Consider the following 23,010-nt stretch of genomic DNA (forward strand, 5'->3'; position numbering starts at 1 on the left):
ACAACTTAACGAACTGCCTACGCAGCCGTCGTCACCGCCAGGAGAAACGCATGAGCCGTACCCTGCATGATGTTGCCAGCGGCACCCTGTTCGGCGTTGCGCTGAACTACCAGGGCCTGCTGGACCAACATCTCGCCGCCTTCCAGCAGGCGCCCTACCAGAAGCCGCCGGCCAAGCCGGTGCTGTTTATCAAGACCCCCAACACTCGTAATGCACACGGCGGCGTGGTGCTGCAGCCGGCGGGCGAACGCTTGCAACCAGGCCCGGCATTAGGTGTGGTGATCGGCCAGCGGGCCAGCCGCGTCAGCCTGGACGATGCCATGGCCCATGTGGCCGGGTATGTGGTGGTCAACGAGTTCAGCCTGCCGGAAGACAGTTACTACCGCCCCGCCGTCAAAGCCAAATGCCGCGATGGGTTTTGCGCCCTCGGGCCGCAAGTGATTGCACGGGATCAAGTGGCCAACCCCAACCGGCTGGACCTCAAGCTCTTCGTCAATGGCGAACTGCGCCAGGAAAACTCCACCGCCCAGTGGGTGCGGGACATCCCGCAATTGATTGCCGAGATCAGCGAATTCATGACCCTGCACCCCGGCGATGTGCTGATCACTGGCACGCCAGAAGGCCGCGTGGATGTGCAGCCTGGCGACCGGATTGAAGTTGAAATCAGCGGTGTCGGTCGCTTGCTCAATATCGTTCAAGCGGAGGCATCGGCATGAAACACGCACGTATTCGTTTTGAAGGTCAAATCCATACCGTACAGGTAGACGACGATTACAGCGTGCGCCTCAGTGATGGCCGCCGGCTCGCGGAAGAACATGTGCAATGGTTGCCACCCGCCACCGGCACTATGTTCGCCCTCGGCCTGAACTACGCCGATCACGCCGCCGAACTGGCGTTCACACCGCCGACCGAACCGCTGGTATTCATCAAGTCGGTCGGCACCTACACCGGCCACCGCCAAGTCACCTGGCGCCCGGACAACGTCGCCTACATGCACTACGAGTGCGAGCTGGTGGCGGTGATCGGCAAGACCGCACGCAACGTCAAGCGCGCCGACGCCCTGGATTACCTGGCCGGTTACACGGTGTGCAACGACTACGCGATCCGCGACTACCTGGAAAATTACTACCGCCCCAACCTGCGGGTTAAAAACCGCGACGCCACCACCCCGGTCGGCCCATGGATTGTCGATGTGGCCGATGTGCCCGACCCGAGCAACCTGAAGCTGCGCACCTGGATCAACGGCGAGCTGCGCCAGGAAGGCAGCACCCAGGACATGATTTTCGATATCCCCTACCTCATCGAATACCTGTCCAGCTTCATGACCCTGCAACCCGGCGACATGATTGCCACTGGTACGCCCGAGGGCCTGGCCGATGTGGTGCCGGGGGATGAAGTGGTGGTGGAAGTCGAAGGTGTGGGCCGCCTGGTCAACCGTATTGTCAGTGAGACGGCGTTTTTCTCCGCGCGCAAAGAGGCTTGAGCAACATGATCAAACACTGGATCAACGGCCGTGAGGTCGAGAGTAAAGACGTGTTCATCAACTACAACCCGGCTACCGGCGAGGCCATTGGTGAAGTCGCCAGCGGCGGCGCCGAAGAAGTCGCGCAGGCCGTAGCGGCGGCCAAGGAGGCGTTCCCCAAGTGGGCCAACACCCCGGCCAAGGAGCGCGCACGCTTGATGCGCAAACTGGGTGAATTGATCGAACAGAACGTGCCACGCCTGGCCGAGCTGGAAACCCTCGACACCGGCCTGCCGATCCACCAGACCAAAAACGTATTGATCCCACGCGCCTCGCACAACTTCGACTTCTTCGCTGAAGTCTGCACACGCATGGACGGCCACAGCTACCCGGTGGACGACCAGATGCTCAATTACACCCTGTACCAGCCGGTGGGCGTGTGCGGGCTGGTGTCACCGTGGAACGTGCCGTTCATGACCGCCACCTGGAAGACCGCGCCGTGCCTGGCCCTGGGCAACACGGCGGTGTTGAAGATGTCGGAACTGTCGCCATTGACCGCCAATGAACTGGGACGCCTGGCGGTGGAAGCCGGGATCCCCAACGGCGTGCTCAATGTGATCCAGGGCTACGGCGCCACCGCCGGCGATGCCCTGGTGCGCCACCCGGATGTGCGAGCGATTTCCTTTACCGGCGGCACCGCCACCGGCAAGAAAATCATGCAGACCGCGGGCCTGAAAAAGTACTCCATGGAGCTGGGCGGCAAATCGCCGGTGCTGATCTTTGAAGACGCCGACCTTGAGCGGGCCCTCGACGCCGCGCTGTTCACGATCTTTTCCCTCAACGGCGAGCGTTGCACCGCCGGCAGCCGGATTTTTATCCAGGAAAGTGTCTACCCGCAGTTTGTCGCCGAATTCGCGGCGCGGGCCAAGCGCTTGATTGTGGGCGACCCTCAGGACCCCAAGACCCAGGTCGGCTCGATGATCACCCAGGCTCATTACGACAAGGTCACCGGCTACATCAAGATCGGCCTCGAGGAAGGCGCTACGCTGCTGGCCGGTGGGCTGGAGCGGCCGGCCAACTTGCCTGGGCACTTGAGCCGCGGCCAGTTTATCCAGCCGACGGTATTCGCCGATGTGAACAACAAGATGCGCATCGCCCAGGAAGAAATCTTCGGCCCGGTGGTGTGCCTGATCCCGTTCAAGGACGAAGCCGAGGCGCTGCAATTGGCCAACGATACCGAATACGGCCTGGCGTCCTATATCTGGACCCAGGACATCGGCAAGGCCCACCGCCTGGCGCGCGGTATTGAAGCGGGCATGGTATTTATCAACAGCCAGAACGTGCGTGATTTGCGCCAGCCGTTCGGCGGGGTGAAAGGCTCGGGCACCGGCCGTGAAGGTGGCCAGTACAGCTTTGAAGTGTTTGCCGAGATCAAGAACGTGTGTATTTCCATGGGCAGTCATCATATTCCGCGCTGGGGCATCTGAAACACGCTCCTACAGGCCTTACAAGAATAATTATTCAGGAGAATCATCATGGGCGAAGTGGTTCTGGCAGCGAAGATCTGCCACGTACCGTCGATGTACCTGTCGGAACTGCCCGGCAAGCATCACGGTTGTCGCGAAGCGGCGATTGCCGGGCACAAGGAAATCGGGCGCCGCGCCCGCGAACTGGGGGCCGACACCGCCGTGGTGTTCGACGTGCACTGGCTGGTCAACAGCGGCTATCACGTCAACTGCGGCGAACACTTCCAGGGCACCTACACCAGCAACGAGCTGCCGCACTTCATCAAGAACATGGACTACGCCTACCCAGGCTGCCCCGAGCTGGGTGAGTTGATCGCCGCCGAAGCCAACCTGGCCGGCGTGCGCAGCATGGCCCATAACATCCCGAGCCTGGAGCTGGAATACGGCACTCTGGTGCCCATGCGCTACATGCACATGGGCGTGCCCGAGGACGAAAAGTTCAAGGTCATTTCCATCGCTGCCTGGTGTGCCTGGCATCGCCTGGAAGACAGCTTCGCCTTCGGCGCCGCCGTACGCCGGGCCATCGAAAAGAGCGACCGCAAGGTGCTGGTGTTGGCGTCCGGGTCGCTGTCCCACCGTTTTTCCGACGACCGCGAGGCCGAAGCGAATATCCACAACTGGACCCGCGAATTCGACAAGCAGGTAGACCTGCACGTGGTCGAGATGTGGCAGCAAGGCCGCTTCAAGGAGTTCTGCGCGATGCTGCCGGACTACGCCGAACACTGCTTTGGCGAAGGCAAGATGCACGACACCGCCATGCTCCTGGGCCTGCTGGGTGGGCCGGACTATGCCAAGCCGGCCGAGATCATCACGCCGCCGTTTGGCAGTTCGGGCACCGGCCAGATCAACGCGATTTTCCCGCTGTAGCTTTGGGAGAAACCTATGCCGCACTTTATCGCTGAATACACCGACAACCTCTCGCAACAGGCCGACCTGCCCGGCCTGTTTGAAAAAGTCCACCGGGTGCTGGGAGACAGTGGCGTGTTCCCCCTCGGCGGTATCCGCAGCCGTGCTGTGCGGCTGGACACCTGGCGCATGGCGGACGGCAAGCATGACTACGCCTTTGTGCACATGACCCTCAAGGTCGGCCATGGCCGCGACCTGGCCACGCGCCAGGCGGTGGCCGAAGCCGTGTTCGCGGTGATCACCGCGCACTTCGCCGAGTTGCAAGCGCAACGCTTGTTGGCGCTGTCGTTCGAGATGGTGGAGTTGCACCCGCAGCTCAACTTCAAGCAGAACAATGTGCATGCGTTTCTGAACAACGCGGCGGGGTAAACCCCGCCCTCCCCTCACGGCCACTCAGACAAAAAGTACAACATCATGAGCACAGCCCACTCCACTGCAAGCCTGCTGCTTGCTGAGCACGACCGCACCCATCGTTTGGTGACCTGGCGCCTGATGCCCCTGTTGCTGGTGTGTTACCTGTTCGCCCATCTGGACCGCATCAACATCGGCTTCGCCAAGATGCAGATGAGCAACGACCTGCATTTCAGCGACACGGTGTACGGCTTTGGCGCCGGCCTGTTTTTCATTGCCTACGCGCTGTTCGGCGTGCCCAGCAACATCGCCCTGGACCGCGTTGGGCCAAGGCGCTGGATCGCCTGCCTGATGGTGGTGTGGGGCCTGCTCTCCACCGGCATGTTGTGGGTGGAGAGCGCCCGCGGGTTCTACGTGCTGCGCTTCTTATTGGGGGTGGCCGAGGCCGGGTTTTTCCCGGGGATTCTGGTGTTTCTCAACCGTTGGTACCCGGCCCGTCGTCGCGCCCAGGTCACCGCCTTGTTTGCCATTGCCGTCCCCATGGCCGGCGTATTGGGCGGGCCGATTTCCGGGGCGATCCTCGAGAACTTCCATGACGTCGGCAGCCTGCGCGGCTGGCAGTGGATGTTCCTGATCGAAGGCGCGCCCGTGGTATTGCTGGGGCTGGTGGTGCTCAAGTGCCTGCCGGACAATTTCGAGTCGGTGCACTGGTTGAGCGCCGAGCAAAAACAGCAACTGCGCACTCAGCTGAGCAACGAAGAACAACGCAAGACCATCACCTCGTTCAGCGGCATTCTGCGTGACCCGCAAGTGTGGCTGCTGGTGGCCGTGTACTTTGCGGTCATGCTCGCGGTCAACACCCTGGCGTTCTGGATGCCGACCCTGATACACGGCGCCGGCATCGGCCGCGACAGCCAGGTCGGCTTGCTCAGCGCCGTGCCGTACCTGGCCGGCTGCTTCTTCATGATCGGCTGCGGGCGCTCCTCCGACCGCTATCGCGAGCGTCGCTGGCACCTGTGCGTACCGCTGCTGATGGCTGCGACCGGCATTGCCGTGGCGGGCCTGGCGCCAGGCAACGCGCTGCTGGTGATGAGCGGGTTGGTGGTCGCCGGCATGGGCGCCAGCGCGGCCCTGCCGATGTTCTGGCAACTGCCGCCGGCGTTTCTTTCCAACACGACCCAGGCGGCGGGCATCGCCATGATCAGCTCGTTCGGCAGCATCGCCGCGTTCCTCGCGCCCTACCTGATCGGCTGGATGCGCGACGCCACCCAGAGCGCCAGCCTGGCCCTGTACGTACTCGCCCTGTTTATCGCCCTCGGCGGCCTGCTGGTGCTGCGCACCCATGCCGCCATCGTCAACCCACACTAGAGACCGATGCCATGCTCGACTCCCAGCAAATTCTCGCCGCCGCCGCCCACCTGGACCGCGCCGAACGCAGCCGCGAACAGGTGCGCCAGTTTTCCCTCGACTACCCCGGCATCACCATCGAGGACGCCTACGCTATCCAGCGGGCCTGGGTGGCACAGAAGATCAAGGACGGGCGCACGCTCAAAGGCCACAAGATCGGCCTCACCTCACGGGCCATGCAGGTCTCGTCGAACATCACCGAGCCCGACTACGGCGCCCTGCTCGATGACATGTTTTTCGACGAAGGCAGCGACATTCCCTTTGAGCGCTTCATCGTGCCACGGGTGGAAGTGGAACTGGCGTTCATCCTCGGCAAACCGCTCAAGGGCCCCAACTGCACGGTGTTCGATGTGCTCGACGCCACCGAATGGGTGATCCCGGCGCTGGAAATCATCGACGCACGCATCCAGCAGGTCGACCCGCAGACCCAAGTGACCCGCAAGGTGTTCGACACCATCTCCGACAACGCCGCCAACGCCGGTGTGGTGCTCGGCGGCCGCGCCGTGCGCCCCACCGAGATCGACCTGCGCAAAGTGCCAGCGGTGCTGTATCGCAATGGCGTGATCGAAGAGTCCGGCGTCTCGGCGGCGGTGCTCAACCACCCGGCCAAGGGCGTGGCGTGGCTGGCCAACAAGCTGGCGCCGTATGACGTCACGTTGCTGCCCGGCCAAGTGATTCTTGGCGGTTCGTTTACCCGCCCGGTCGCGGCCCGCCCCGGGGATACTTTCCACGTCGACTACGACCTGCTCGGCTCGATCGCCTGTCGCTTCGTCTGAATACTGGAGGACTGTCATGGACATGCCTGTCAACCGCTTCAAACAACGCCTTCACCAAGGCGAGGTACAGATCGGCCTGTGGCTCGGTCTCGCCAATGCCTATAGCGCGGAGTTGGCCGCCAACGCCGGCTTCGACTGGCTGCTGATCGATGGCGAACACGCGCCCAACCACCTGCCGGGCATGCTTGCGCAATTACAGGCCATAGCGCCCTACCCCAGCCAGGCGTTGATCCGCCCGGTGATCGGCGACACGGCGCTGATCAAGCAACTGCTGGATATCGGCGCCCAGACGCTGCTGGTGCCCATGGTCGAAAGCGCGGCCCAGGCCCAGGAGCTGGTGCGCGCCCTGCGCTATCCACCACAGGGCATCCGAGGCGTCGGCAGCGCGCTGGCCCGTGCTTCGCGTTGGAACAGCCTCCCCGATTACCTCGACCAGGCCGACGCGCAGATGTGCCTGCTGGTGCAGATTGAAAACCGCGAAGGCCTGGCCAACCTGGAGGCCATCGCCGCCGTCGAAGGCGTGGACGGTGTGTTTATCGGCCCGGCGGACTTGAGCGCGTCCATGGGCCATCGCGGTAATCCTGGGCATCCTGAGGTGCAAGCGGCGATCGAGGACGCCATCGTGCGCATCGTTCGGGCCGGCAAGGCGGCGGGAATTCTCAGTGCGGATGAACGCCTGGCGCGGCGCTATATCGAGCTGGGGGCGAAGTTTGTGGCGGTGGGGGTGGATACCACGGTGTTGATGCGGGGGTTGCAAAACCTGGCCGGGAAGTTCAAAGACGTACCGGTGGCTGCCAATACCGGTGGTGTCTACTGAGATCCAATGTGGGAGGGAGCAAGCCCCCTCCCACATTTTGATCTCCTGTGTTGGGGAGATCGCCTTATCGCTTGATGTTCTTCAAGTCATCCAGCAACCCCAACAGGGTCTGGAATTTCTCTTCGCCAAACTGATCCTGCAAGCGCTGATAGTTGGCCTCCATGCACTGGCTCATGGACTCGAAACTCGCCTTGCCCTTGTCTGCCAGGGTAATGAGCACCCGGCGCTGGTCCTGCTCGGCCTTGCGCCGGTGCACCATGCCAGCCGCTTCCATGCGCACCAATACGCCGGTCATGCTCGGCTTGAGGATGCAGGCCAGTTCCGCCAGTTGGTAAATCTCCAACTCACCGTGCTGTTCGAGGATGCGGATGATTCGCCATTGCTGTTCGGTCAGGCCGTGTTCATTCAGGGAGGGGCGGAAGAAACTCATGGCCGCTTCGCGGGCTTGCAACAAGGCTAAAGTCAGGGATTGTCGAGGTTTGAGCATAGGATCAGGGGTCACGAAGCATTTAGTTAATAATTTAACGAAACTTTAGCATTCCCTGCCAACGAACGCGCGATTAACTTGTAAATCGCACCTGCCCTTGGCGCGCTGAATCAAAAACCCGGGCAGGCAGGATCAAGACTTCCATCCCGTCAGGGCCCCTAATGGAGGCATCCGCTTTAGAGCCTTCCTTTACTTTTTCAGGCTGCGCCATGATCAACATCGAAACCCCTACGTATTACACCGCCACCAAGAAATACAATCTCAGTTTCCCCACCCTGGAACAGGACATCGACGCTGACGTCGTGGTGATCGGCGGCGGCTTCTCCGGAATCAATACGGCCCTGGAGCTGGCAGAAAAAGGCATCACCAATATCGTCGTGCTCGAAGCGCGCTACCTGGGCTTTGGCGGCACCGGCCGCAACGGCGGGCAGATCATGGCAGGCATCGGTCATGACCTGGAGAAGATCAAAAAAGACGTCGGCGAAGACGGCCTGCGCCAGGTGTTCGAGATCAGCGACCTGGGCGCCGACATCATCAAGAACCGCATCGCCAAGTACAACATCGATGCCGATTTCTGCCACGGCTACGGCTACATGGGCTTCAACGCCCGCCAGGAAAAAACCCTGCGTGCTTGGGAAAAGGACTTCAAGTCCATCAACAGCCAGCACGAGATCCGCTTTCTCGGCGGCTCGGATGTGCAACAGATCATCGGTTCCAACGCCTACACCAGTGCCCTGCTGCACATGGGCGGCGGGCATGTGCATTCGCTGAACCTGCTGCTGGGCGAGGCCACCGCGCTGGCCAGCCATGGCGTGCGGATCTTCGAAAACAGCCCGGCCCTGGAAGTCAGCTACGGTGAGCGCATTACCGTGCGCACCGGCCGCGGCTCGGTGCGCGCCAGCAAGTTGCTGTGGGCCTGTGACAGCTTCCTCAACAAGCTGGAGCCGGAACTGCACCGCTCGACCATCAACACCTACGCGTTCCAGATGATGACCGAGCCGTTGCCTGAAGAATTGATCCAGCGCATCAGCCCGATCCGTGGCGCCTACAGCGACATCCGCCCAGTGATCGACTACTACCGCGTGACCAATGAAAACCGCCTGCTGTTCGGCGCAGCGACGCCCCTGGTGGAACACATTCCCGGCGACCTTAAAGCGTGGAACCGCCACCTCATGCTGAAGATCTTCCCCTACCTCAAGGACGTAAAAATCGACCTGGCCTGGGGTGGCCCGATGGCGTGCAGCCCCAACCTGTTCCCGCAGGTCGGCACCTTACCGGGGCGCAGCAATGCGTTTTTCGTACAGGGCTATTCCGGCTTTGGCGTCACCCCCAGCCACATCATCTGCAAGGTCCTGGCCGAAGGCATGAGCGAAGGCTCGGCGCGCTATGACCTGGTCAGCTCGATCCACCGCCCGACCATTATCGGCAAGGACGCGATCCGCCCTCTGCTGCTGACGGCGGGTAAATCCTGGCACCAACTTTCCGGTTACTGGAACGGGCGCCGTTGATCCACTTTCTCACTCATCAGGAACCACTGCCATGACCCTCACTACGATCAAACACAACGTCCAGCTGTCGGAACTCGATGCCTGGGGCACCGTGGCCGACCTTGGCTCCGAGATCCTCGAAGGCGAAGTGCGCGCCTTCGGCAAGATGACCTTCGGCGCCCCCACCGATGCGGTCAGCAGCGCCTACTTCGGCACTACCCAAGGCAAGTTCCGCATGGTCTACCCGTTCGCCGAACAGGCCACCGTGGTCACCGGCGAAGTGGTGCTCACCGATGAGTCCACCGGCCAGTCCACGCGCTACAAGGCCGGCGACAGCTGGTTCGTGACCAAGGGCACGCCAGTGCTGTGGGAAGTGGTCAGCGAGAGTTTCGTCAAACACTACTTCGCCGTCGTGTAAGGAGGGCGTTGCCATGACGAGTTCTTCTGACTGGATCACCGTGGGCGCCCTGGCCGACGGTTTTGCACCCGAGGCGTTCATTCTGCCAAACCTTGCCGACCTGGCCGGCCAGACCTTCACCTTGCACTTCGCCAATGGCTGGCAGATCGAACACCGTTTCGAGCAGGAACGCCTGGCCTGGCACGCTGCCGATGGCCACTCCAGTGGCAGCGCCGCCTACCGCGCCAGTTCGATTCGCCCAGGCCTGTACCTGGTGGATTTCATCAAGCACGAGGCCGGGCAAAGCTGGTCGATCAGCCTGGTGCTGGACACGCCGAATGCGTCGTTTACCGCCGTGATTGGCCGCCTGCCGGATCAGGCAGACACCCATGAAGGGCTCTATCATCGCGCCCTGGCCGGCAAGCCGCTGACCTCGGTGCACGCCGACTTCCTCCACGGCAGCCTCGACCGACCCTGGCAGGACGGCCACTGCCTGCACGCGCCGACCGACGAACTGGTGGGCCTGCGCAACCAGTACCGCTATAGCCCCAGCGAAGTCTACGAGCACATCTACCTCAACGCGGGGTTCTACGCCTGGCAGTGCCTCAAGGGCGTGGAGCAAGGCTTGTGCGACACCGACCGCTGCCATTACTACAAGATCGCCGAGCAACTGTACCTGTTCGTCTGGCAAGAGAAGATCGTGCCCACCCTCGGCCTGGTGCTGATCGACCTGCAACAGCACCGCAGCGACGGCAAGATCTTCGGCTATGCCGGAGCGTCTTTCGATACGCTGTCGAACTTCCCGATCAGTTCCTATTGCCAGGTGCTCAACCGCACGGAGTATCCCCGTGACTGAGGCGCGCACGGTGGTGATCACCGGTGCCGGCACCGGCATCGGTGCAGCCTGTGCCCAGCTGTACGCCCAGGAAGGCGCGCGGCTGGTGCTGATCGGCCGACGACGTGAGCCGCTGGAACAGGTGGCGCAGGTAACCGGCGGCCTGGTCCTGGTGGGCGATGCTGCCTGCCCTGAGACCTGGGACAACTTTATCCGGCAGATCCGCGCCCACTACGAGCGCATTGACGTGCTGCTGGCGTGTGCCGGCGGCCATGGCCTGGGCAGCGCGACCCAGACCAGCCCGACCACCTGGGAAAGCGCACTGCGCAGCAACCTGGACAGCGCGTTCTACAGTGCCCGCGCCTGCCTGCCGCTGTTGCAGGAAAGCGCCGGCAGTATCGTGCTGATCGGCTCCATCGCCTCGCTCGCGGCCGGGCCCGACGTGTGCGGCTACACCACAGCCAAACATGCGTTGCTCGGGCTCAATCGCTCGCTGGCCCGGGACTACGGGCCCCACGGCGTACGCGTGAACGCGGTATGCCCGGGCTGGGTGCACACGCCGATGGCCGATGCGGAGATGCAGCCATTGATGGACGCGTACGGCGACACCTTGCAGCAGGCGTACGACCGTGTGTGTGCCGATGTGCCCCTGCGTCGCGCCGCCCGTGCCGATGAGATCGCCAAGGTGTGCCGCTTCCTGGCCAGCGCTGACGCCTCGATCATTACCGGCGCCACGCTGGTAGCTGACGGAGGGTCCAGCATCGTCGACGTGCCGACGCTGGCGTTTACGCGCCTGGAGTCTGCCCATGCCCAATGACCTGGATTTCAGCGGCCAAGTGGTACTGGTCACCGGCGGCGCCCAAGGGATTGGCCTGGGTATCGTCCAGGCATTTGCCCAACGCGGCGCCCGGGTGGTGATTGCCGACCGCCTGCTTGAACAAGCCGAAACGGTGGCCACAGGGTTGTGCGCGCAGGGTTACCAGGTCGAGGCCGTGGGCGTCGACCTGGCGCAAGCCGAGGCGGTATTCGCCTGCGTTCAAGGGCTGACGCAACTGGATATCCTGGTGCACAACGCCGGGTATTTCCCGCTGACCGCGTTTGCCGATATTACCCCGCAGATCCTGCAACGCACCTTGGCGGTGAACCTCTCGGCGCTGTTCTGGCTGACCCAGGCGGCGTTACCGATGTTTCGTGAGCAAGGCCGGGGTTGCGTGCTGGTGACGTCTTCGGTCACTGGCAATCGGGTCGGTTATCCAGGGTTGAGCCACTATGCGGCGTCCAAGGCGGGGGTGAATGGGTTTATCCGTAATGCGGCGCTGGAGCTGGCGCCGTTGAACGTGCGGGTCAATGGGGTGGAACCGGGCATGATCGCCACGCCGGCGATGGGCAACCTGGGCGATGCCGCCTTGAATGACAGCATCGCCAGCCGTGTGCCGTTGGGGCGCTTGGGTACGGCTGCGGATATTGCCGGGGCGATGGTGTTCCTGGCTTCTGACTTGGCTGGCTATATCACCGGGCAGACCCTGGTGGTGGACGGCGGCTCTACCCTGCCAGAGGTCTGAAACTCAACTCGGTCCAATGTGGGAGCAAGCCCCCTCCCACATTTGATCTCCTGCAGCCTGAAGGACCTGTTTATGCCCCCACCGCCTGCAGCCGGCTTGACCGAAAATCCTTGGGCGACACCTCGAACTGCTTCTTGAACGACCGGCTGAAATGCGCCGAGTCGGTAAAGCCCCATTTGTAGGCAATCGAGGTGATCGACTCACTGCGCAGGAACGGGTTGATCAAGTCATCCGCACTGCGCTTGAGCCGCGCGCGCTGAATGTAGCGGCAGACGCTGTCGTCCTGTTCCTCGAACAAGCGGTACAGGTGCCGCACCGAGATATTCAGGCGGTTGGCCAGGCCAATCGGGCTCAGGCCAGGCTGGCTCAGTGACTCATCAATGACCTTTTGCACATAGCTGCGCAGGTTATTGCCCTGCAACGAGGCCACGCCTTCGCGGCACTCATCGCCCTGCTCCAAAGCCGAGCCCAGCAGCGAGACAAAGGCTGCTTGCAAGGCCTGCACTTGCGTGACGTCGTCTTCGGTGTCGTCCTTGCACAGTTGGTCCATCAGCACATGCAGCATGCGCCCACAGGCTTTGGTCGAGGAGATCTTGCCGAAGGCGTGCGCCTGGCCGCCCAGGTGCTTGCAGACCTCAGTGCGCGACAGCGACAGCGAGGCGTGCTCAATAAGACCGAAGGGGGTAATCTCGATGGAGCCCACCGAGTCCATCAGCAGCATCTCGCCGGGGGCCAGTTGTACGGTCTCATCGTTCTGGGTGATCTGCGAATAGCCGCTGCGCTGGCTGACCAGGAAACATTCCTGGTCGTTGTCGTGATCGGCATGGTGCGTCAGGCGCTTGATCAGCCCGGCATTGGTGCGCAGGATGGCCAGGCCACGCGGCAAATTGTGGATCTCGCCGATAAACAGCGAGCGGTTAAAAGCCAGTTCGGTATCGAAGTGACCGCACGCGGCGCGCAGTTCGCGGTTCCAGCTGTCGAGCCCGTCGGGTGCATGCTGTGGGATGCTCATGGGGTGTCTCCGCAGTGGCGTTCTTTTTGTTGTTCTGACGCAATAGTTAACATGTTATCTATATGCGCGCAACAACAACCTGTTTGCCCTTGGCAGAAGCACTAATGATGCCAATCAGAGATTCGACAGTACCCGCTTCATGCCAGCCAACGCCGCCAGTAAATGGTTGCGTTGCTCCGGGCTTACCGCGATATACCGCCGAAACGCCGGCATCCGATTAACCACCTCACTGCCCCCCATATGTTCCAGGCGCACCCACCATTGCTGGTCCCGCAGTTCGATACGCAGGCGCTTGAAGTCCAGCGGCATCAGCGCCTGGAACAACGCTTCGTCAGCCACCAAGCGCGCCTGCAATTCACGCCCGATGGCCTGGTTGCCCGTACGACGCCGCAGACGAATACCGTTGCGCCGGATCACGCCGCCATGGTGTACGTCGAAGCTACCCGTGCCGCCTGCCGAGGCAGGCATGCGCAGGACGAATTCAGTCATCACCAGGTGCATCAAGAGCTGCGACTCAGTGCGCTCGACAATCTGCAAAGCCACATCATCCACACACAGCTGGGCGCTGTTTGCCGACAGCCGCTCAAAGCTCGCCAGCCCAAGGTTGCGCCGCAGGTGTTCCAGGGTCACGCCCGGCCGGTACCCCGACGGAGCACGGTCAGCGCGCAGCAGTTCAAACAGTTTTTGCCGCAAAATCGTTATAACCGTCATGGGCAGGCCCCGGTTCATGGCTGAATTCCTTGGCCAACACCTCCTCGACGGAGGCTGGCTTGAAGGGGTTGACCTTCTGTACTACCAAGGTCCAGAACAACGCATAGCTCGCCGTCACACCGAGCATCACCCCAAACGGCACGTAGATGTCGGCCGGGTTCATGCCCGGCGGGGTGATAAACCACATGCCCAGCAAGATGCCGATGCTCGAGACGATCTGTGGCAATGGAAACCACGGCGAACGGTACGCCCGAGGCAAGTCCGGGCGACGAATGCGCAGGATCACCACCGAAAACGTCACCAGCAGGTAGGCAAAACTCCATGCGCACACCGCTGCCAGCACCAGGTGCATGATGTTGTCGGTGTTGCCGCCCAGGTAGAGCGCGTGCAGGCAGGGAATCAGCATTGCCACCAGGATGCACAACAGCGGCGTCTTGAAACGCGGGTGCAGGTAGGTGAAGACTTTGGGCAAGGCGCCATCCACCGCCATGCCGTAGAGGATGCGCGGTACGCCGGCCATCAGGGTATTGATGGTCGCAGCACCGGCGAACAGAAAGCCGATGCCCAGCCACAATGGGCCGACCTGCCCCATCACCTGCTCGGCAAACCGTGGGATAGCCATGGGCGTGTCCAACAGGTGCACGCCGGACGCGGCATCGAGCACCACGTTTTCAACTTGGCGCTTCATCGCGGCGCCATAGATGAACATGCACGTCGCCACGCCCATCAGCCCGAGCATCATCGCCCGCGGCATCACCTTGGCCGATTGGCGCAGGTCCGGCGCCAGCGGGGTGACGAACTCGCAGCCGACGAACATGAACATCGCCATGCCCACCAGCGACAGCACGGTGACCAGATCGGTGCCGACCAGTGACTCACCGAACCAGCCCTCCAACTGCACCGCCGGTGCGGCGATCAGGCCCAGCACGCCGAACACCATCAGGGTGGTCCACATGCCGAACGTGAGGATGATCTCCGCGCGGCCAAATGCGCTGACCCCAAAGGCATTCAGCACCCCGAACACGATCACGAAACCGACGCCCAGCAGCCACGAGCCACCGGCCGATTCTGCCAGGGTATTGAGGTGCTCGAAATTCACCAGGGCCATGACCCCGGAAAGGATGGTTTCGGCGGTGCCCGCGAACACATGCACGATCAGATACGCCGACAGGGTGCCGGTGATCGCAAAGAACCGGCCCATGCCGCAGTTGATGTAGTCGTACACCGAACCGGTAGTGGGCAGCATCGAGGCCGCCTCGGCGAAGGTGGTCGCCTGGGCCAGCATCATCACCACCGCAATCAGCATCGCCAGGGCAAACGCACTGCCGCCGATGCCGAAGCCCATGGTAGCGGTGAGTATCACCGGGCTGGCCATAATCAGGCCAATGGTGCTGGCCAACGCGGTGGGGAAACCTACCGTGCCCCGGTTGAGGTGCGCGGTGAGTCGGTCGTTGATCGACATGGTGGGGTCCTCGAAAGCGGTTTTTTTAGTGTGTCGGCACTCTGCGCCCCACCCGCGTTGATCGTCTTGCCCCTGTCTGCCGCCGGTTTTGTTGCTGCCTGCCACGGCCGGCTGCCTGGCGGCCAGGGTCAATTCCCTGGCACGCAGAGAAAAGACTTAGGCCAATACCGCTCGTCCTAATGCACCCTCACTCTTAACCAAGATGGGGACAATAACAATGGAGCACACACTGAAAAACCGCCGCCTGCGCCATACGGTCGGCCTGGGCATTGCGCTGCTGGTCGGCCAGGCGCAGGCCGTCGAGTTGTACGCGGATGCCGACACCCAGGTCACCGGCAACTTCCTCGCCGTGTACGGCATGTTCAACAGCCCGAAGAACTACGATGGCCGCCGCGGCGGCTCCACCTGGCGCGAGGCCTTCATCAAGTACGGCCTGAGCGTCGAGCAAAGCCTGGGCAGCCTGGGTGGCGTGTATGGCACGGCCAACCTGGTGAGTTCCGGAACCTGGGGCGATGGCGATGCGTCCGGAGTCACCAACGGCACCGAACGCACCACCAAATTTGACGAAGCCTTCGCCGGCTGGCGTTCCGGCGACCTGTTCCCAGCGCTGGGTAAGGACGGCGTGGACCTGTCGTTCGGCCGACAGATCATCCTGTTGGGTGACGGTTTTATCATCAATGATGACGGTCCCAACCTGGGCAAGGGCGTGGGCGACGGTGAGTTCAATCGCGGCGGCGCCTACTACATCGCCGCGCGCCATGCCTTCGACAAGACCGCGGTGATTCGCCTGGGCGGCAAGGACGGTGTGCATGGCAGCCTGATGTGGATCAAGTCCGACAATCCCGCCCAGGCCATGACTGAAATGGCCGCCGGCACCCTGGAATACAGCGCCGCACCCGGCACCCTGGGGCTCACTTATCTTCACGGGATTGATGTGGATGAGCGCTACGCCACCGAGCTGCAACGCCAGCGCAAGGGCATGAACCTCTACAGCCTGCGCGGCGCCGGCAGCGCAGGTATCGACAACGCGCACTTCGCCTTCGAACTGGCCCGCCAGGACCGCCGCGACAGCCAGGAAAACGCCGGTTATGCCGAAGCCGGCTACACCTTTGCCGACCTGCCCTGGTCACCGGACCTGACCTACCGCTACGCGCGTTATTCAAAAAACTGGGACGGCATGTTCGCAGGCTTCAATCGCGGTTACGGCACCTGGGTGCAGGGCGAAGTGGCGGGCAACTATTCCGGCCCCTACAACAGCAACACGACAGTGCAACACGTGGCGCTCAAGGTCAAGCCGCTGGAGAACGTCACCCTCGGCGCACTGTTCTTCGACTACAACACCGTCAGCACCCGCGGCCAGTTGAACCTGGATGGCCGCGAACTGGACCTGTACGCCGAATGGGCCGTCAACGAACACCTGATCATCACGCCGCTGCTCGGGCTGTACAAACCCAACAGAGATGCCGACACCGGCGGCAACCAGGTCGGCGGCAACGGCACCAATGTCTACAGTCAGTTGGTGGTCGCGGTACCGTTCTGAACCACGTCGGGCGCGCACGGACGTAGCGCCCGGACCTCTGCATACGCACCTTGATGATAGAGCAGCGGCGCACGGCCGAAATCATCGAAAGCCACCACCTTGCCGATCATGATCCAATGGTCGCCGCCGTCCACCTGCTGGTATTTCTCGCAGTGAAAGCGCGCCGAGCAATCGGCGAACACCGGCGAGCCGCCCTCCCCTGGCTCGTATTCGATCAGGGCGAAGCGGTCTTCACGGGGGCGCGCAAAGTTGTTGGACAGGTGCACCTGATCCGCCGCCAACACATTCACTGCGAAGTGACTGGCCTCCTCGAACACCTCATGGCTGTTGGAGCGTTTGTCGATGCTCCACAGCACCAGCGGCGGGTCGAGGGACACCGAGTTGAAACTGTTGGCGGTCACACCCACCTTGCGCCCGGAGGCAGTGGCGGCGGTGACCACAGTCACACCGGTGGCGAAGTTGCCCAGGGCGCGGCGAAAGGCGCGTGGGTCGAAGACGTCAGACATGCAAGACTCCCGAACGTCCTCAACGTGACGTTCTGATTGTTGTAGTGGAAGGGCCCGTCAGACCATGCTCGGGTCTGGCTCCAGGCCCATCAGCTCACGGCCGAGGATCTGCGCGCAGACGTCGTAGTCGGTATAGGCATGGGCGCCGGTCATATGGGAATCGCGGAACAGGCGCTGCATTTCGTTGTGTTCGAACCAGGCATTACCGCCTGCGGCGGCGAACAGGCGGTCGACCGCTTCGATGCACATTTTGGTCGCGTAAGCCTGGTTGGTGCGCCAGAACGCCAGGGTTTCACGCGTCGGGTAACGCTGGGCGGCGCTGTGTTCGGCGTGTTCCTGCCAGGTTTTCTCCAGGAACGCCCGGGCGGCGGCTACCTGATGGGTGGACTCGGCCAAGCGCATCAATGCCGGGGTGGCGGCGCCCACGGCGGCACCGGTGTAGGCACGCACGCGGGTCTTGGTTTTTTCCCGGAACATCTCCAGCATGCGCTCGGCCACACCGAGGCTGACGGTGGAGAAGCCACTGGCGAAATACGGCCGATACGGTGCGTAGAAAATCTGACTGTCCGGGTAGAGACCAAAGCCTGCGGACTTGCCTTCCATCATGTCCTTGGCTTTCTGGATACGGTGTTCGGGCACCCAGGCGTTGTCGATGACCAAGGTTTTGGTACCGCTGCCTTTCATGCCGGCGGCGAACCAGTCATCACGGATCTGATAGTCACTGCGCGGCAGCACGGCGAAGCAATAATCCTGGGTGCCTTCGGCATTCTGGCGACGGCAGCCGACAATCGCCCACTCGCCATGGTCACAGCCGCTGCTCCAGCCCATCTCGCCGCTGAAGTACACACCGCCTTCTCCTTCGGTAACCCGACCGAACGGCGCAATACTGCTGCTAGCCGTGGCGTGCGGGTTGGCCCCCCAGATTTCCTCCTGCAACCGGGCCGAGAACAACGCCAGTTGATGGCTGTGGGTGCACAGCAAACTCATGGCCCAGGCGGTGCTGGCGCAACTGCCCGCGAGCAAGGCGATGCAGTCGGCAAATTCGGGCAGCGACAGTTCCAGGCCGCCGAATGCCTTGGGCTGAAAGGCGCGGTGCAGGCCGATGCTTTTGAGCAATGCAATATTCTCATCCGGCACCTGGCGCAGTTGTTCGGCGCGGGAAGCATTCGCGGCGATGGCAGGCAGGAGGGGCTTGAGGTCTTCGAGGAGCGGGTTTGGCTTTTTCATGGGCGGCCCTGCTTATTATTGGAAGTCTGGCTGGCGTTCCGAATCGCGGAACGGCGCGGGATGCAGGGCCAGTATCGAACGGCTCACGCAGGCGGAAAATGCACATTCGGCAGGCAAGCTTGTACTTTTCACAGGCGCGGCAGGCACAGGCATGAAACCTGGCAGGCACAGTCAAGCCGCGACTCGGTGCGTTGGTTACCCTCGGGTTTTCTTTGTGAACTGCCAGGAACCTGCCATGAGCGATATCCCGCTGCTGCCCCAAGTCGAAGCTTTTTTGCGTCGCCGCCATGGGTTGTTTATCGACGGTATCAGCGTGCGCAGCCACGCCACTGAAAGCCTGAGCGTGACCAACCCCGCCGACGGCCAGGTGATCGCCGAGGTCGCCGACGCTGACCTGGCGGATATCGACGCAGCGGTCGCTTCCGCCAACCGTGGCTTCCAGCTATGGTCCCAGACTGCCCCCGCCACCCGTGGCAACGTACTGCTGAAACTCGCCGACCTGCTGGAGCACCACCGCGAGGAACTGGCGCAGATCGAAACCTGCCAGTCGGGCAAGATCATCCAGATTTCCCGCGCCTTCGAGGTCGACCAGGCCGCGCATTTCCTGCGCTACTACGCCGGCTGGGCCACCAAGCTCAGCGGCCAGACCCTTACCCCGTCGCTGCCCTCATTCAATGGCGAGCGCTACACCGCCTTCACCCTGCGCGAACCGGTGGGCGTGGTGGTGGGCATCGTGCCGTGGAATTTCTCGACCATGATCGCCATCTGGAAACTCGCCTCGGCGCTGGTGACCGGCTGCAGCATTATCATCAAGCCCAGCGAATTCACGCCGCTGACCCTGCTGCGCATCGCCGAACTGGCCATCGACGCCGGGTTGCCGGCGGGCGTGCTCAACGTGCTGACGGGCGGCGGCCATGTCGGCAAGGGGCTGGTGGAACACCCCGGCACACACAAAGTGTCCTTCACCGGTTCCGTGCCCACCGGCATCGCCGTCGGCCGCAGCGCCATGGGTGCCGGGCTGACCCGTGCGACCCTGGAACTGGGCGGCAAGAATGCCGCAGGTTTCTTGCGCGACATGGACGTGGACAAGGCGGTGGAAGGCATCATCGAAGCGGGCTTTTTGCACTCCGGGCAAATTTGCGCGGCGGCTGAACGCTTCTTCGTGCACCGCTCGCAGATCGACGCCGTGCTGAAAAAACTCAAGGCGCGCCTGAGCCGCCTGAACATCGGCTCGCCCCTGGACGAACACACCGAATTCGGCCCGGTGACGCACCAGCAACACCAGCAGAAACTGCTCGGCTACTTCAACCAGGCCCGCGCCGAGAACAATACGATCATCCACGGCGGCCACCTCATCGACCGCCCCGGCTGTTACGTGGAACCCACCGTGATCCTCGCCAACACCCTGCACGACACCCTGCTCAACGAAGAAACCTTCGGCCCCATCGCCACCTTCCTGCCCTACGACAGCGAAGACGAACTGCTGGCGCTGATGAACCACGGGCCCTACGGGTTGAGCGCCAGCCTGTGGACCAACGATTTGGGCAAGGCCCTGCGCATGATCCCGGCCATCAATGCGGGCACTTTGTGGGTGAACATGCACACCTTGCTCGACCCGGCTGTACCGTTTGGGGGCAGCCGGTCTTCGGGGGTTGGGCGGGAGTTTGGCAGTGCGTTTATCGAGGATTACACCGAGCTTAAGTCGGTGATGATTCGGTATTGAATGGGGGTAGCGCACATCTGGTTTGGTGTACACCGAACCCATGTGGGAGGGGGCTTGCTCCCGATGGCGGTGGGTCAGTCACAGATGTGTTGACTGACCCACCGCCATCGGGAGCAAGCCCCCTCCCACATTTGGATCGCATTGCATCAGTGAGATAGCTGTCGTTTTCAGCCCGCACCTTTACCTTCACCACGCTCAAAAAAGCGCCCGCCTAACTGAACGGAACCACCGCCTCTGCCTCCACCTCGATCAACCATTCCGGCAACGACAACCCACTGACCATAATCCACGAAGACGGCGGCGGGTTATGCGCGAAGCGCTGGCGCAGCGCTTCAGCAATCGACTCTTGCTGCTCCCGTGCAGTGTCGACGATATACAACCGCAGCATAACTACATGAGAGAGATCGCCCCCCACTTCAGCCAAGACCTTTTCGATATTGTCCAACGCTGTGGCTGTCTGCTCTGCAATGCCTGGGCCCACCGTACGCTCTTGAGCATCCACACCCACCTGCCCGGAAAGCATGATCCTTCGACCCTGCGGCACTTCCATTGCCTGGCTGAAACCGTATTGCAGGGAATTGAATACCGTCGTGGGATTAATGACCTTTCTTTGCATGACGAGTCCTTGTTGGCAGTAGGAAAACAAGGCTAACCCAAAGGAACTGCTCAATCAGACGGTTCAACATCCAGCAACATGTTCATGGATGAAGCGCTGAAACGGGCATGTCCGGTGGCCTGATGAATAAACGCAAATTCAATAGGCAATGACGTTCCTATGTGGGAGGGGGCTTGCCCCCGATGAGGTAGTGTCAATCAATACATCTGTGACTGACCCACCGCCATCGGGGGCAAGCCCCCTCCCACATTTTGATCTCACTGCATCAGTGAGGTAGCTGTGCCTGGGAGCGCGTGCCAGGCTACCAGGTGCCCATCGCCAGGCTGTAGGGCGAAAACTCCGCGAGCTGCCACCGCAATGCCAAAGCTGCCGGACGACGGACCACGTGCTCCACCGTCACCGTCCACAAGCGCTGCGCGCCCTCGAACTCGGCCACTGGCGGCCCGCTGAGAATCAACGATGTGCGCCCCGCCACTTGCAGCACGTCGCCGGTTTCAAAATCGACAAACAGCAACCCCGCTATCGGATTGGCGCGCAGGTTGCCGAGGGTGTTGAAAAACAGGTTGCCGGCAAAATCGGGGATGGTCAGCACGTTGCCTTCCACCCGCACAAACCCCGTGTTGCCGCCGCGATGGGAAACGTCCACCGAGCGTTCGCCGTGCTGGTCCACGTAGCTGGCGACGAAGAAGGTGTCGGCGTTGCGGATCAGCGTTTGGGCGGCGGCGTCCAGGCTGGTGCTGCACTCGGCTGTATCGCCAGGTTTGCGCGCAACCCCAGCAACGGGCCGCAGTTGGATGTACTTGGGGCAGTTGCCGAAGGTGTGCACCACATCAACCGCAAAGCCGTCATGATCAAGCGACCCGATCCGACCATTCATGCGGTTGCGACGTCGGGTATTGAGGTCGATGCCCAGCAAGCCAACAGACGCGCCACGAGTGACGCCAGCCGAGGCGGGATCGCTTTTGGACGGCAGGCTGTCGATCTGCAGCGCCTGTGGATCCGGTGAATGGGCAAACCCTGGCGCGCCCTCCAGCATGGTCGCCCAGGGAATACCCTGTTCGTCCACCACGCCCAGAATGAGGTAGGGCAACAACGGATAAAAATCACGATGCTGCTCGGGCAAATGATCACGAATGACCTTCGGCCCGATCATGGCCATGCGTTCGGCGACGCCTGCACTTTCCTGCAAGTGCCGTTCGCCGACATGCCAAGGGGATTGTTCGATCGAGTTCATGGCGATCACCTCTGGTTGGATAACCGAATGCTGCGCCTACCCAACCCTGCAGAGAATGCCCACCCTGGGCAATCCACTATTACGCCAACTGAAATGCCGGATGTTCACGCAACGCCGTGACGCAGTAGTCGACAAAACTGCGCACGCGCATCGGTGCATGGCGGCCTTCGCGGTAGACCACATGCACCGGCAGCGCCGGCAGCTCAAAGGCGGGTAAGACCCGGCGCAGATGGCCACTCATCAGGTGATCGTGAACCGGATAGCTCAGGCAACGAATCACCCCTGCCCCCTGCACAGCCGCATTGATAGCGCCCTGCACTGTGGCGCAACTCAGGCGTGGGCGGGTCTTGAGGATGTAGTGCGGGAAATCCCAATGCACCGCTTCGGCGTTGGCAATCAGATGATGTTGCTTGAGATCAGCCGGGTGCTGGGGCTCGCCCCTGGCCGCGAGATAATCCGGGCTGGCGCAGAGAACAGTGCGAACCTGCCCGACCTGCCGTGCGATCAGCGACGAGCTGGGCAACTCGCCCACCAGCACCGCGACGTCCAGCCCTTCTTCATGCAGGTTCGGGTAATAGTCTTGGTAGTGGGCAAAGAGACGTACAGCCGGGTAACGTTCCATATAGTCGGCCAGCAGCGGCGTCATCACGTAGCGGCTGAACAGCAACGGCAGGAACACCCGCAGGTTGCCCTGGGCCTGCCTATGCGAGCCATTAGCCGAGGCCTCGGCGGCGTCCACTGCCGCCAGCAGGCGCACGCAGTCGGCGAGATAGGCGTGGCCGGCGTCGGTCAGGTTGGCCCCGCGAGTGCTGCGTTGCAGCAACACCACCCGCAGGCGCGCTTCCAGACGGGCAATTGCACGTACCAGGGTCGGGCCGGAGACTTGGGCCTGGCGCGCCGCACTGGCCAGGCTGGATTGCCCGGCCAGTGCGGCGAACAGTTGCATATCTCGATAACGTTCCATCA

23 protein-coding genes and 1 pseudogene are annotated in these 23,010 nt (G+C 62.2%); 15 read left to right on the plus strand and 9 right to left on the minus strand.

Annotated elements, in window-relative coordinates; genetic code table 11:
* Window positions 1-50: 50 nt before the first annotated feature.
* From FRT59_RS07850 to hpaI, 8 genes are read left to right on the plus strand one after another with little or no spacing between them, the layout of a single operon-like run.
* Window positions 51-716 (plus strand): fumarylacetoacetate hydrolase family protein, encoded by a 666-nt coding sequence (locus tag FRT59_RS07850; RefSeq protein ID WP_153870860.1) that lies wholly within the window; start codon window positions 51-53, stop codon window positions 714-716.
* Window positions 713-1,483 (plus strand): fumarylacetoacetate hydrolase family protein, encoded by a 771-nt coding sequence (locus FRT59_RS07855; RefSeq protein ID WP_153870861.1) that lies wholly within the window; start codon window positions 713-715, stop codon window positions 1,481-1,483. Before FRT59_RS07850 ends, FRT59_RS07855 begins: the two co-directional genes overlap by 4 nt.
* A 5-nt stretch (window positions 1,484-1,488) precedes the next feature.
* Window positions 1,489-2,949, plus strand: a complete 1,461-nt coding sequence (hpaE, locus tag FRT59_RS07860) for a 5-carboxymethyl-2-hydroxymuconate semialdehyde dehydrogenase (protein WP_153870862.1) — start codon at window positions 1,489-1,491, stop codon at window positions 2,947-2,949.
* 48 nt (window positions 2,950-2,997) lie between these two features.
* Window positions 2,998-3,855: a 3,4-dihydroxyphenylacetate 2,3-dioxygenase gene (gene hpaD / locus FRT59_RS07865; RefSeq protein WP_034120485.1), complete on the plus strand. Its 858-nt coding sequence runs from the start codon at window positions 2,998-3,000 to the stop codon at window positions 3,853-3,855.
* Window positions 3,856-3,870: 15 nt separating this feature from the next.
* Window positions 3,871-4,263 (plus strand): tautomerase family protein, encoded by a 393-nt coding sequence (locus FRT59_RS07870; protein WP_153870863.1) that lies wholly within the window; start codon window positions 3,871-3,873, stop codon window positions 4,261-4,263.
* Between the two features lie 45 nt (window positions 4,264-4,308).
* On the plus strand, window positions 4,309-5,613 hold the full coding sequence (locus FRT59_RS07875) for an MFS transporter (RefSeq protein WP_153870864.1): 1,305 nt from the start codon (window positions 4,309-4,311) through the stop codon (window positions 5,611-5,613).
* 11 nt (window positions 5,614-5,624) lie between these two features.
* Complete coding sequence (gene hpaH / locus FRT59_RS07880; protein ID WP_153870865.1) at window positions 5,625-6,428, plus strand: 2-oxo-hept-4-ene-1,7-dioate hydratase; 804 nt, start codon at window positions 5,625-5,627, stop codon at window positions 6,426-6,428.
* 16 nt (window positions 6,429-6,444) lie between these two features.
* A complete protein-coding gene (hpaI, locus tag FRT59_RS07885) occupies window positions 6,445-7,245 on the plus strand; it encodes a 4-hydroxy-2-oxoheptanedioate aldolase (protein WP_153870866.1) in 801 nt (266 codons plus the stop codon).
* Between the two features lie 64 nt (window positions 7,246-7,309).
* Here hpaI and hpaR read toward each other — a convergent pair whose 3' ends face one another.
* Window positions 7,310-7,732, minus strand: coding sequence for a homoprotocatechuate degradation operon regulator HpaR (hpaR, locus tag FRT59_RS07890; protein WP_034120490.1), 423 nt, complete (start codon window positions 7,730-7,732; stop codon window positions 7,310-7,312).
* A gap of 209 nt (window positions 7,733-7,941) precedes the next feature.
* On the opposite strand from hpaR, the gene FRT59_RS07895 reads away from it, so the two are divergent.
* The 5 genes from FRT59_RS07895 to FRT59_RS07915 are packed head-to-tail and all read left to right on the plus strand — an operon-like array spanning window position 7,942 to window position 12,013.
* On the plus strand, window positions 7,942-9,240 hold the full coding sequence (locus FRT59_RS07895; protein ID WP_034120491.1) for an NAD(P)/FAD-dependent oxidoreductase: 1,299 nt from the start codon (window positions 7,942-7,944) through the stop codon (window positions 9,238-9,240).
* A 31-nt stretch (window positions 9,241-9,271) separates the two neighbouring features.
* Window positions 9,272-9,637, plus strand: coding sequence for a cupin domain-containing protein (locus FRT59_RS07900; RefSeq protein ID WP_153837949.1), 366 nt, complete (start codon window positions 9,272-9,274; stop codon window positions 9,635-9,637).
* Window positions 9,638-9,650: 13 nt separating this feature from the next.
* Window positions 9,651-10,472 carry a molybdenum cofactor biosynthesis F family protein gene (locus FRT59_RS07905; RefSeq protein WP_153870867.1) on the plus strand — a complete coding sequence of 274 codons (822 nt, stop codon included), beginning with the start codon at window positions 9,651-9,653 and terminating at the stop codon, window positions 10,470-10,472.
* On the plus strand, window positions 10,465-11,268 hold the full coding sequence (locus FRT59_RS07910; RefSeq protein WP_198809613.1) for an SDR family NAD(P)-dependent oxidoreductase: 804 nt from the start codon (window positions 10,465-10,467) through the stop codon (window positions 11,266-11,268). The genes FRT59_RS07905 and FRT59_RS07910 overlap by 8 nt, the downstream gene beginning before the upstream one ends.
* On the plus strand, window positions 11,258-12,013 hold the full coding sequence (locus FRT59_RS07915) for an SDR family oxidoreductase (protein WP_034120495.1): 756 nt from the start codon (window positions 11,258-11,260) through the stop codon (window positions 12,011-12,013). Before FRT59_RS07910 ends, FRT59_RS07915 begins: the two co-directional genes overlap by 11 nt.
* Before the next feature lie 70 nt (window positions 12,014-12,083).
* Here the strand turns inward: FRT59_RS07915 and feaR are convergent, their stop codons facing one another.
* The 3 genes from feaR to FRT59_RS07930 form a co-directional block, all read right to left on the minus strand.
* Window positions 12,084-13,025, minus strand: a complete 942-nt coding sequence (gene feaR / locus FRT59_RS07920; protein ID WP_153870868.1) for a transcriptional regulator FeaR — start codon at window positions 13,023-13,025, stop codon at window positions 12,084-12,086.
* Between the two features lie 114 nt (window positions 13,026-13,139).
* The gene (locus tag FRT59_RS07925; protein WP_153870869.1) at window positions 13,140-13,736 is read right to left on the minus strand and encodes a DUF3156 family protein; all 597 of its coding nucleotides are present in this window, start codon (window positions 13,734-13,736) and stop codon (window positions 13,140-13,142) included.
* Entirely contained in the window at window positions 13,699-15,198 is a 1,500-nt protein-coding gene (locus tag FRT59_RS07930; RefSeq protein ID WP_153870870.1) for an APC family permease, read from the minus strand. The genes FRT59_RS07925 and FRT59_RS07930 overlap by 38 nt, the downstream gene beginning before the upstream one ends.
* Window positions 15,199-15,415: 217 nt before the next feature.
* On the opposite strand from FRT59_RS07930, the gene FRT59_RS07935 reads away from it, so the two are divergent.
* Window positions 15,416-16,738, plus strand: a complete 1,323-nt coding sequence (locus FRT59_RS07935) for an alginate export family protein (protein WP_153870871.1) — start codon at window positions 15,416-15,418, stop codon at window positions 16,736-16,738.
* A 32-nt stretch (window positions 16,739-16,770) separates the two neighbouring features.
* Here FRT59_RS07935 and FRT59_RS07940 read toward each other — a convergent pair.
* A pseudogene (locus FRT59_RS07940) lies at window positions 16,771-17,244 on the minus strand (flavin reductase family protein); the annotation flags it as partial.
* A gap of 57 nt (window positions 17,245-17,301) precedes the next feature.
* Window positions 17,302-18,471 carry a p-hydroxyphenylacetate 3-hydroxylase oxygenase component gene (locus FRT59_RS07945; RefSeq protein ID WP_153870872.1) on the minus strand — a complete coding sequence of 390 codons (1,170 nt, stop codon included), beginning with the start codon at window positions 18,469-18,471 and terminating at the stop codon, window positions 17,302-17,304.
* Window positions 18,472-18,706: 235 nt separating this feature from the next.
* Here FRT59_RS07945 and FRT59_RS07950 point away from each other — a divergent pair, with 235 nt between their 5' ends.
* Entirely contained in the window at window positions 18,707-20,194 is a 1,488-nt protein-coding gene (locus tag FRT59_RS07950) for an aldehyde dehydrogenase family protein (RefSeq protein WP_153870873.1), read from the plus strand.
* Between the two features lie 211 nt (window positions 20,195-20,405).
* Here FRT59_RS07950 and FRT59_RS07955 read toward each other — a convergent pair whose 3' ends face one another.
* The 3 genes from FRT59_RS07955 to FRT59_RS07965 all read right to left on the minus strand — a co-directional run bounded on the left by FRT59_RS07955 (window position 20,406) and on the right by FRT59_RS07965 (window position 23,008).
* A complete protein-coding gene (locus FRT59_RS07955) occupies window positions 20,406-20,810 on the minus strand; it encodes a RidA family protein (protein ID WP_153870874.1) in 405 nt (134 codons plus the stop codon).
* Between the two features lie 301 nt (window positions 20,811-21,111).
* Complete coding sequence (locus FRT59_RS07960) at window positions 21,112-22,044, minus strand: pyridoxamine 5'-phosphate oxidase family protein (RefSeq protein WP_153870875.1); 933 nt, start codon at window positions 22,042-22,044, stop codon at window positions 21,112-21,114.
* A gap of 79 nt (window positions 22,045-22,123) precedes the next feature.
* Window positions 22,124-23,008 (minus strand): LysR family transcriptional regulator, encoded by an 885-nt coding sequence (locus FRT59_RS07965; protein ID WP_153870876.1) that lies wholly within the window; start codon window positions 23,006-23,008, stop codon window positions 22,124-22,126.
* Window positions 23,009-23,010: the final 2 nt, after the last annotated feature.

This window comes from Pseudomonas haemolytica, from assembly GCF_009659625.1.
In the GTDB taxonomy this organism is placed as follows: Bacteria; Pseudomonadota; Gammaproteobacteria; order Pseudomonadales; family Pseudomonadaceae; genus Aquipseudomonas; species Aquipseudomonas haemolytica.

Excerpts from the sequence above, each read along its gene's own strand:
- hpaH (WP_153870865.1), top strand. The coding sequence starts at position 5,625 with ATGCTCGACTCCCAGCAAATTCTCGCCGCCGCCGCCCACCTGGACCGC.
- FRT59_RS07850 (WP_153870860.1), top strand. The coding sequence starts at position 51 with ATGAGCCGTACCCTGCATGATGTTGCCAGCGGCACCCTGTTCGGCGTT.
- FRT59_RS07905 (WP_153870867.1), top strand. The coding sequence starts at position 9,651 with ATGACGAGTTCTTCTGACTGGATCACCGTGGGCGCCCTGGCCGACGGT.
- hpaD (WP_034120485.1), top strand. The coding sequence starts at position 2,998 with ATGGGCGAAGTGGTTCTGGCAGCGAAGATCTGCCACGTACCGTCGATG.
- FRT59_RS07960 (WP_153870875.1), bottom strand. The coding sequence starts at position 22,044 with ATGAACTCGATCGAACAATCCCCTTGGCATGTCGGCGAACGGCACTTG.
- FRT59_RS07965 (WP_153870876.1), bottom strand. The coding sequence starts at position 23,008 with ATGGAACGTTATCGAGATATGCAACTGTTCGCCGCACTGGCCGGGCAA.
- FRT59_RS07930 (WP_153870870.1), bottom strand. The coding sequence starts at position 15,198 with ATGTCGATCAACGACCGACTCACCGCGCACCTCAACCGGGGCACGGTA.
- feaR (WP_153870868.1), bottom strand. The coding sequence starts at position 13,025 with ATGAGCATCCCACAGCATGCACCCGACGGGCTCGACAGCTGGAACCGC.
- FRT59_RS07915 (WP_034120495.1), top strand. The coding sequence starts at position 11,258 with ATGCCCAATGACCTGGATTTCAGCGGCCAAGTGGTACTGGTCACCGGC.
- FRT59_RS07900 (WP_153837949.1), top strand. The coding sequence starts at position 9,272 with ATGACCCTCACTACGATCAAACACAACGTCCAGCTGTCGGAACTCGAT.
- FRT59_RS07870 (WP_153870863.1), top strand. The coding sequence starts at position 3,871 with ATGCCGCACTTTATCGCTGAATACACCGACAACCTCTCGCAACAGGCC.
- FRT59_RS07950 (WP_153870873.1), top strand. The coding sequence starts at position 18,707 with ATGAGCGATATCCCGCTGCTGCCCCAAGTCGAAGCTTTTTTGCGTCGC.
- FRT59_RS07875 (WP_153870864.1), top strand. The coding sequence starts at position 4,309 with ATGAGCACAGCCCACTCCACTGCAAGCCTGCTGCTTGCTGAGCACGAC.
- FRT59_RS07945 (WP_153870872.1), bottom strand. The coding sequence starts at position 18,471 with ATGAAAAAGCCAAACCCGCTCCTCGAAGACCTCAAGCCCCTCCTGCCT.
- FRT59_RS07925 (WP_153870869.1), bottom strand. The coding sequence starts at position 13,736 with ATGACGGTTATAACGATTTTGCGGCAAAAACTGTTTGAACTGCTGCGC.
- FRT59_RS07935 (WP_153870871.1), top strand. The coding sequence starts at position 15,416 with ATGGAGCACACACTGAAAAACCGCCGCCTGCGCCATACGGTCGGCCTG.
- hpaI (WP_153870866.1), top strand. The coding sequence starts at position 6,445 with ATGGACATGCCTGTCAACCGCTTCAAACAACGCCTTCACCAAGGCGAG.
- FRT59_RS07955 (WP_153870874.1), bottom strand. The coding sequence starts at position 20,810 with ATGCAAAGAAAGGTCATTAATCCCACGACGGTATTCAATTCCCTGCAA.
- hpaE (WP_153870862.1), top strand. The coding sequence starts at position 1,489 with ATGATCAAACACTGGATCAACGGCCGTGAGGTCGAGAGTAAAGACGTG.
- hpaR (WP_034120490.1), bottom strand. The coding sequence starts at position 7,732 with ATGCTCAAACCTCGACAATCCCTGACTTTAGCCTTGTTGCAAGCCCGC.
- FRT59_RS07895 (WP_034120491.1), top strand. The coding sequence starts at position 7,942 with ATGATCAACATCGAAACCCCTACGTATTACACCGCCACCAAGAAATAC.
- FRT59_RS07855 (WP_153870861.1), top strand. The coding sequence starts at position 713 with ATGAAACACGCACGTATTCGTTTTGAAGGTCAAATCCATACCGTACAG.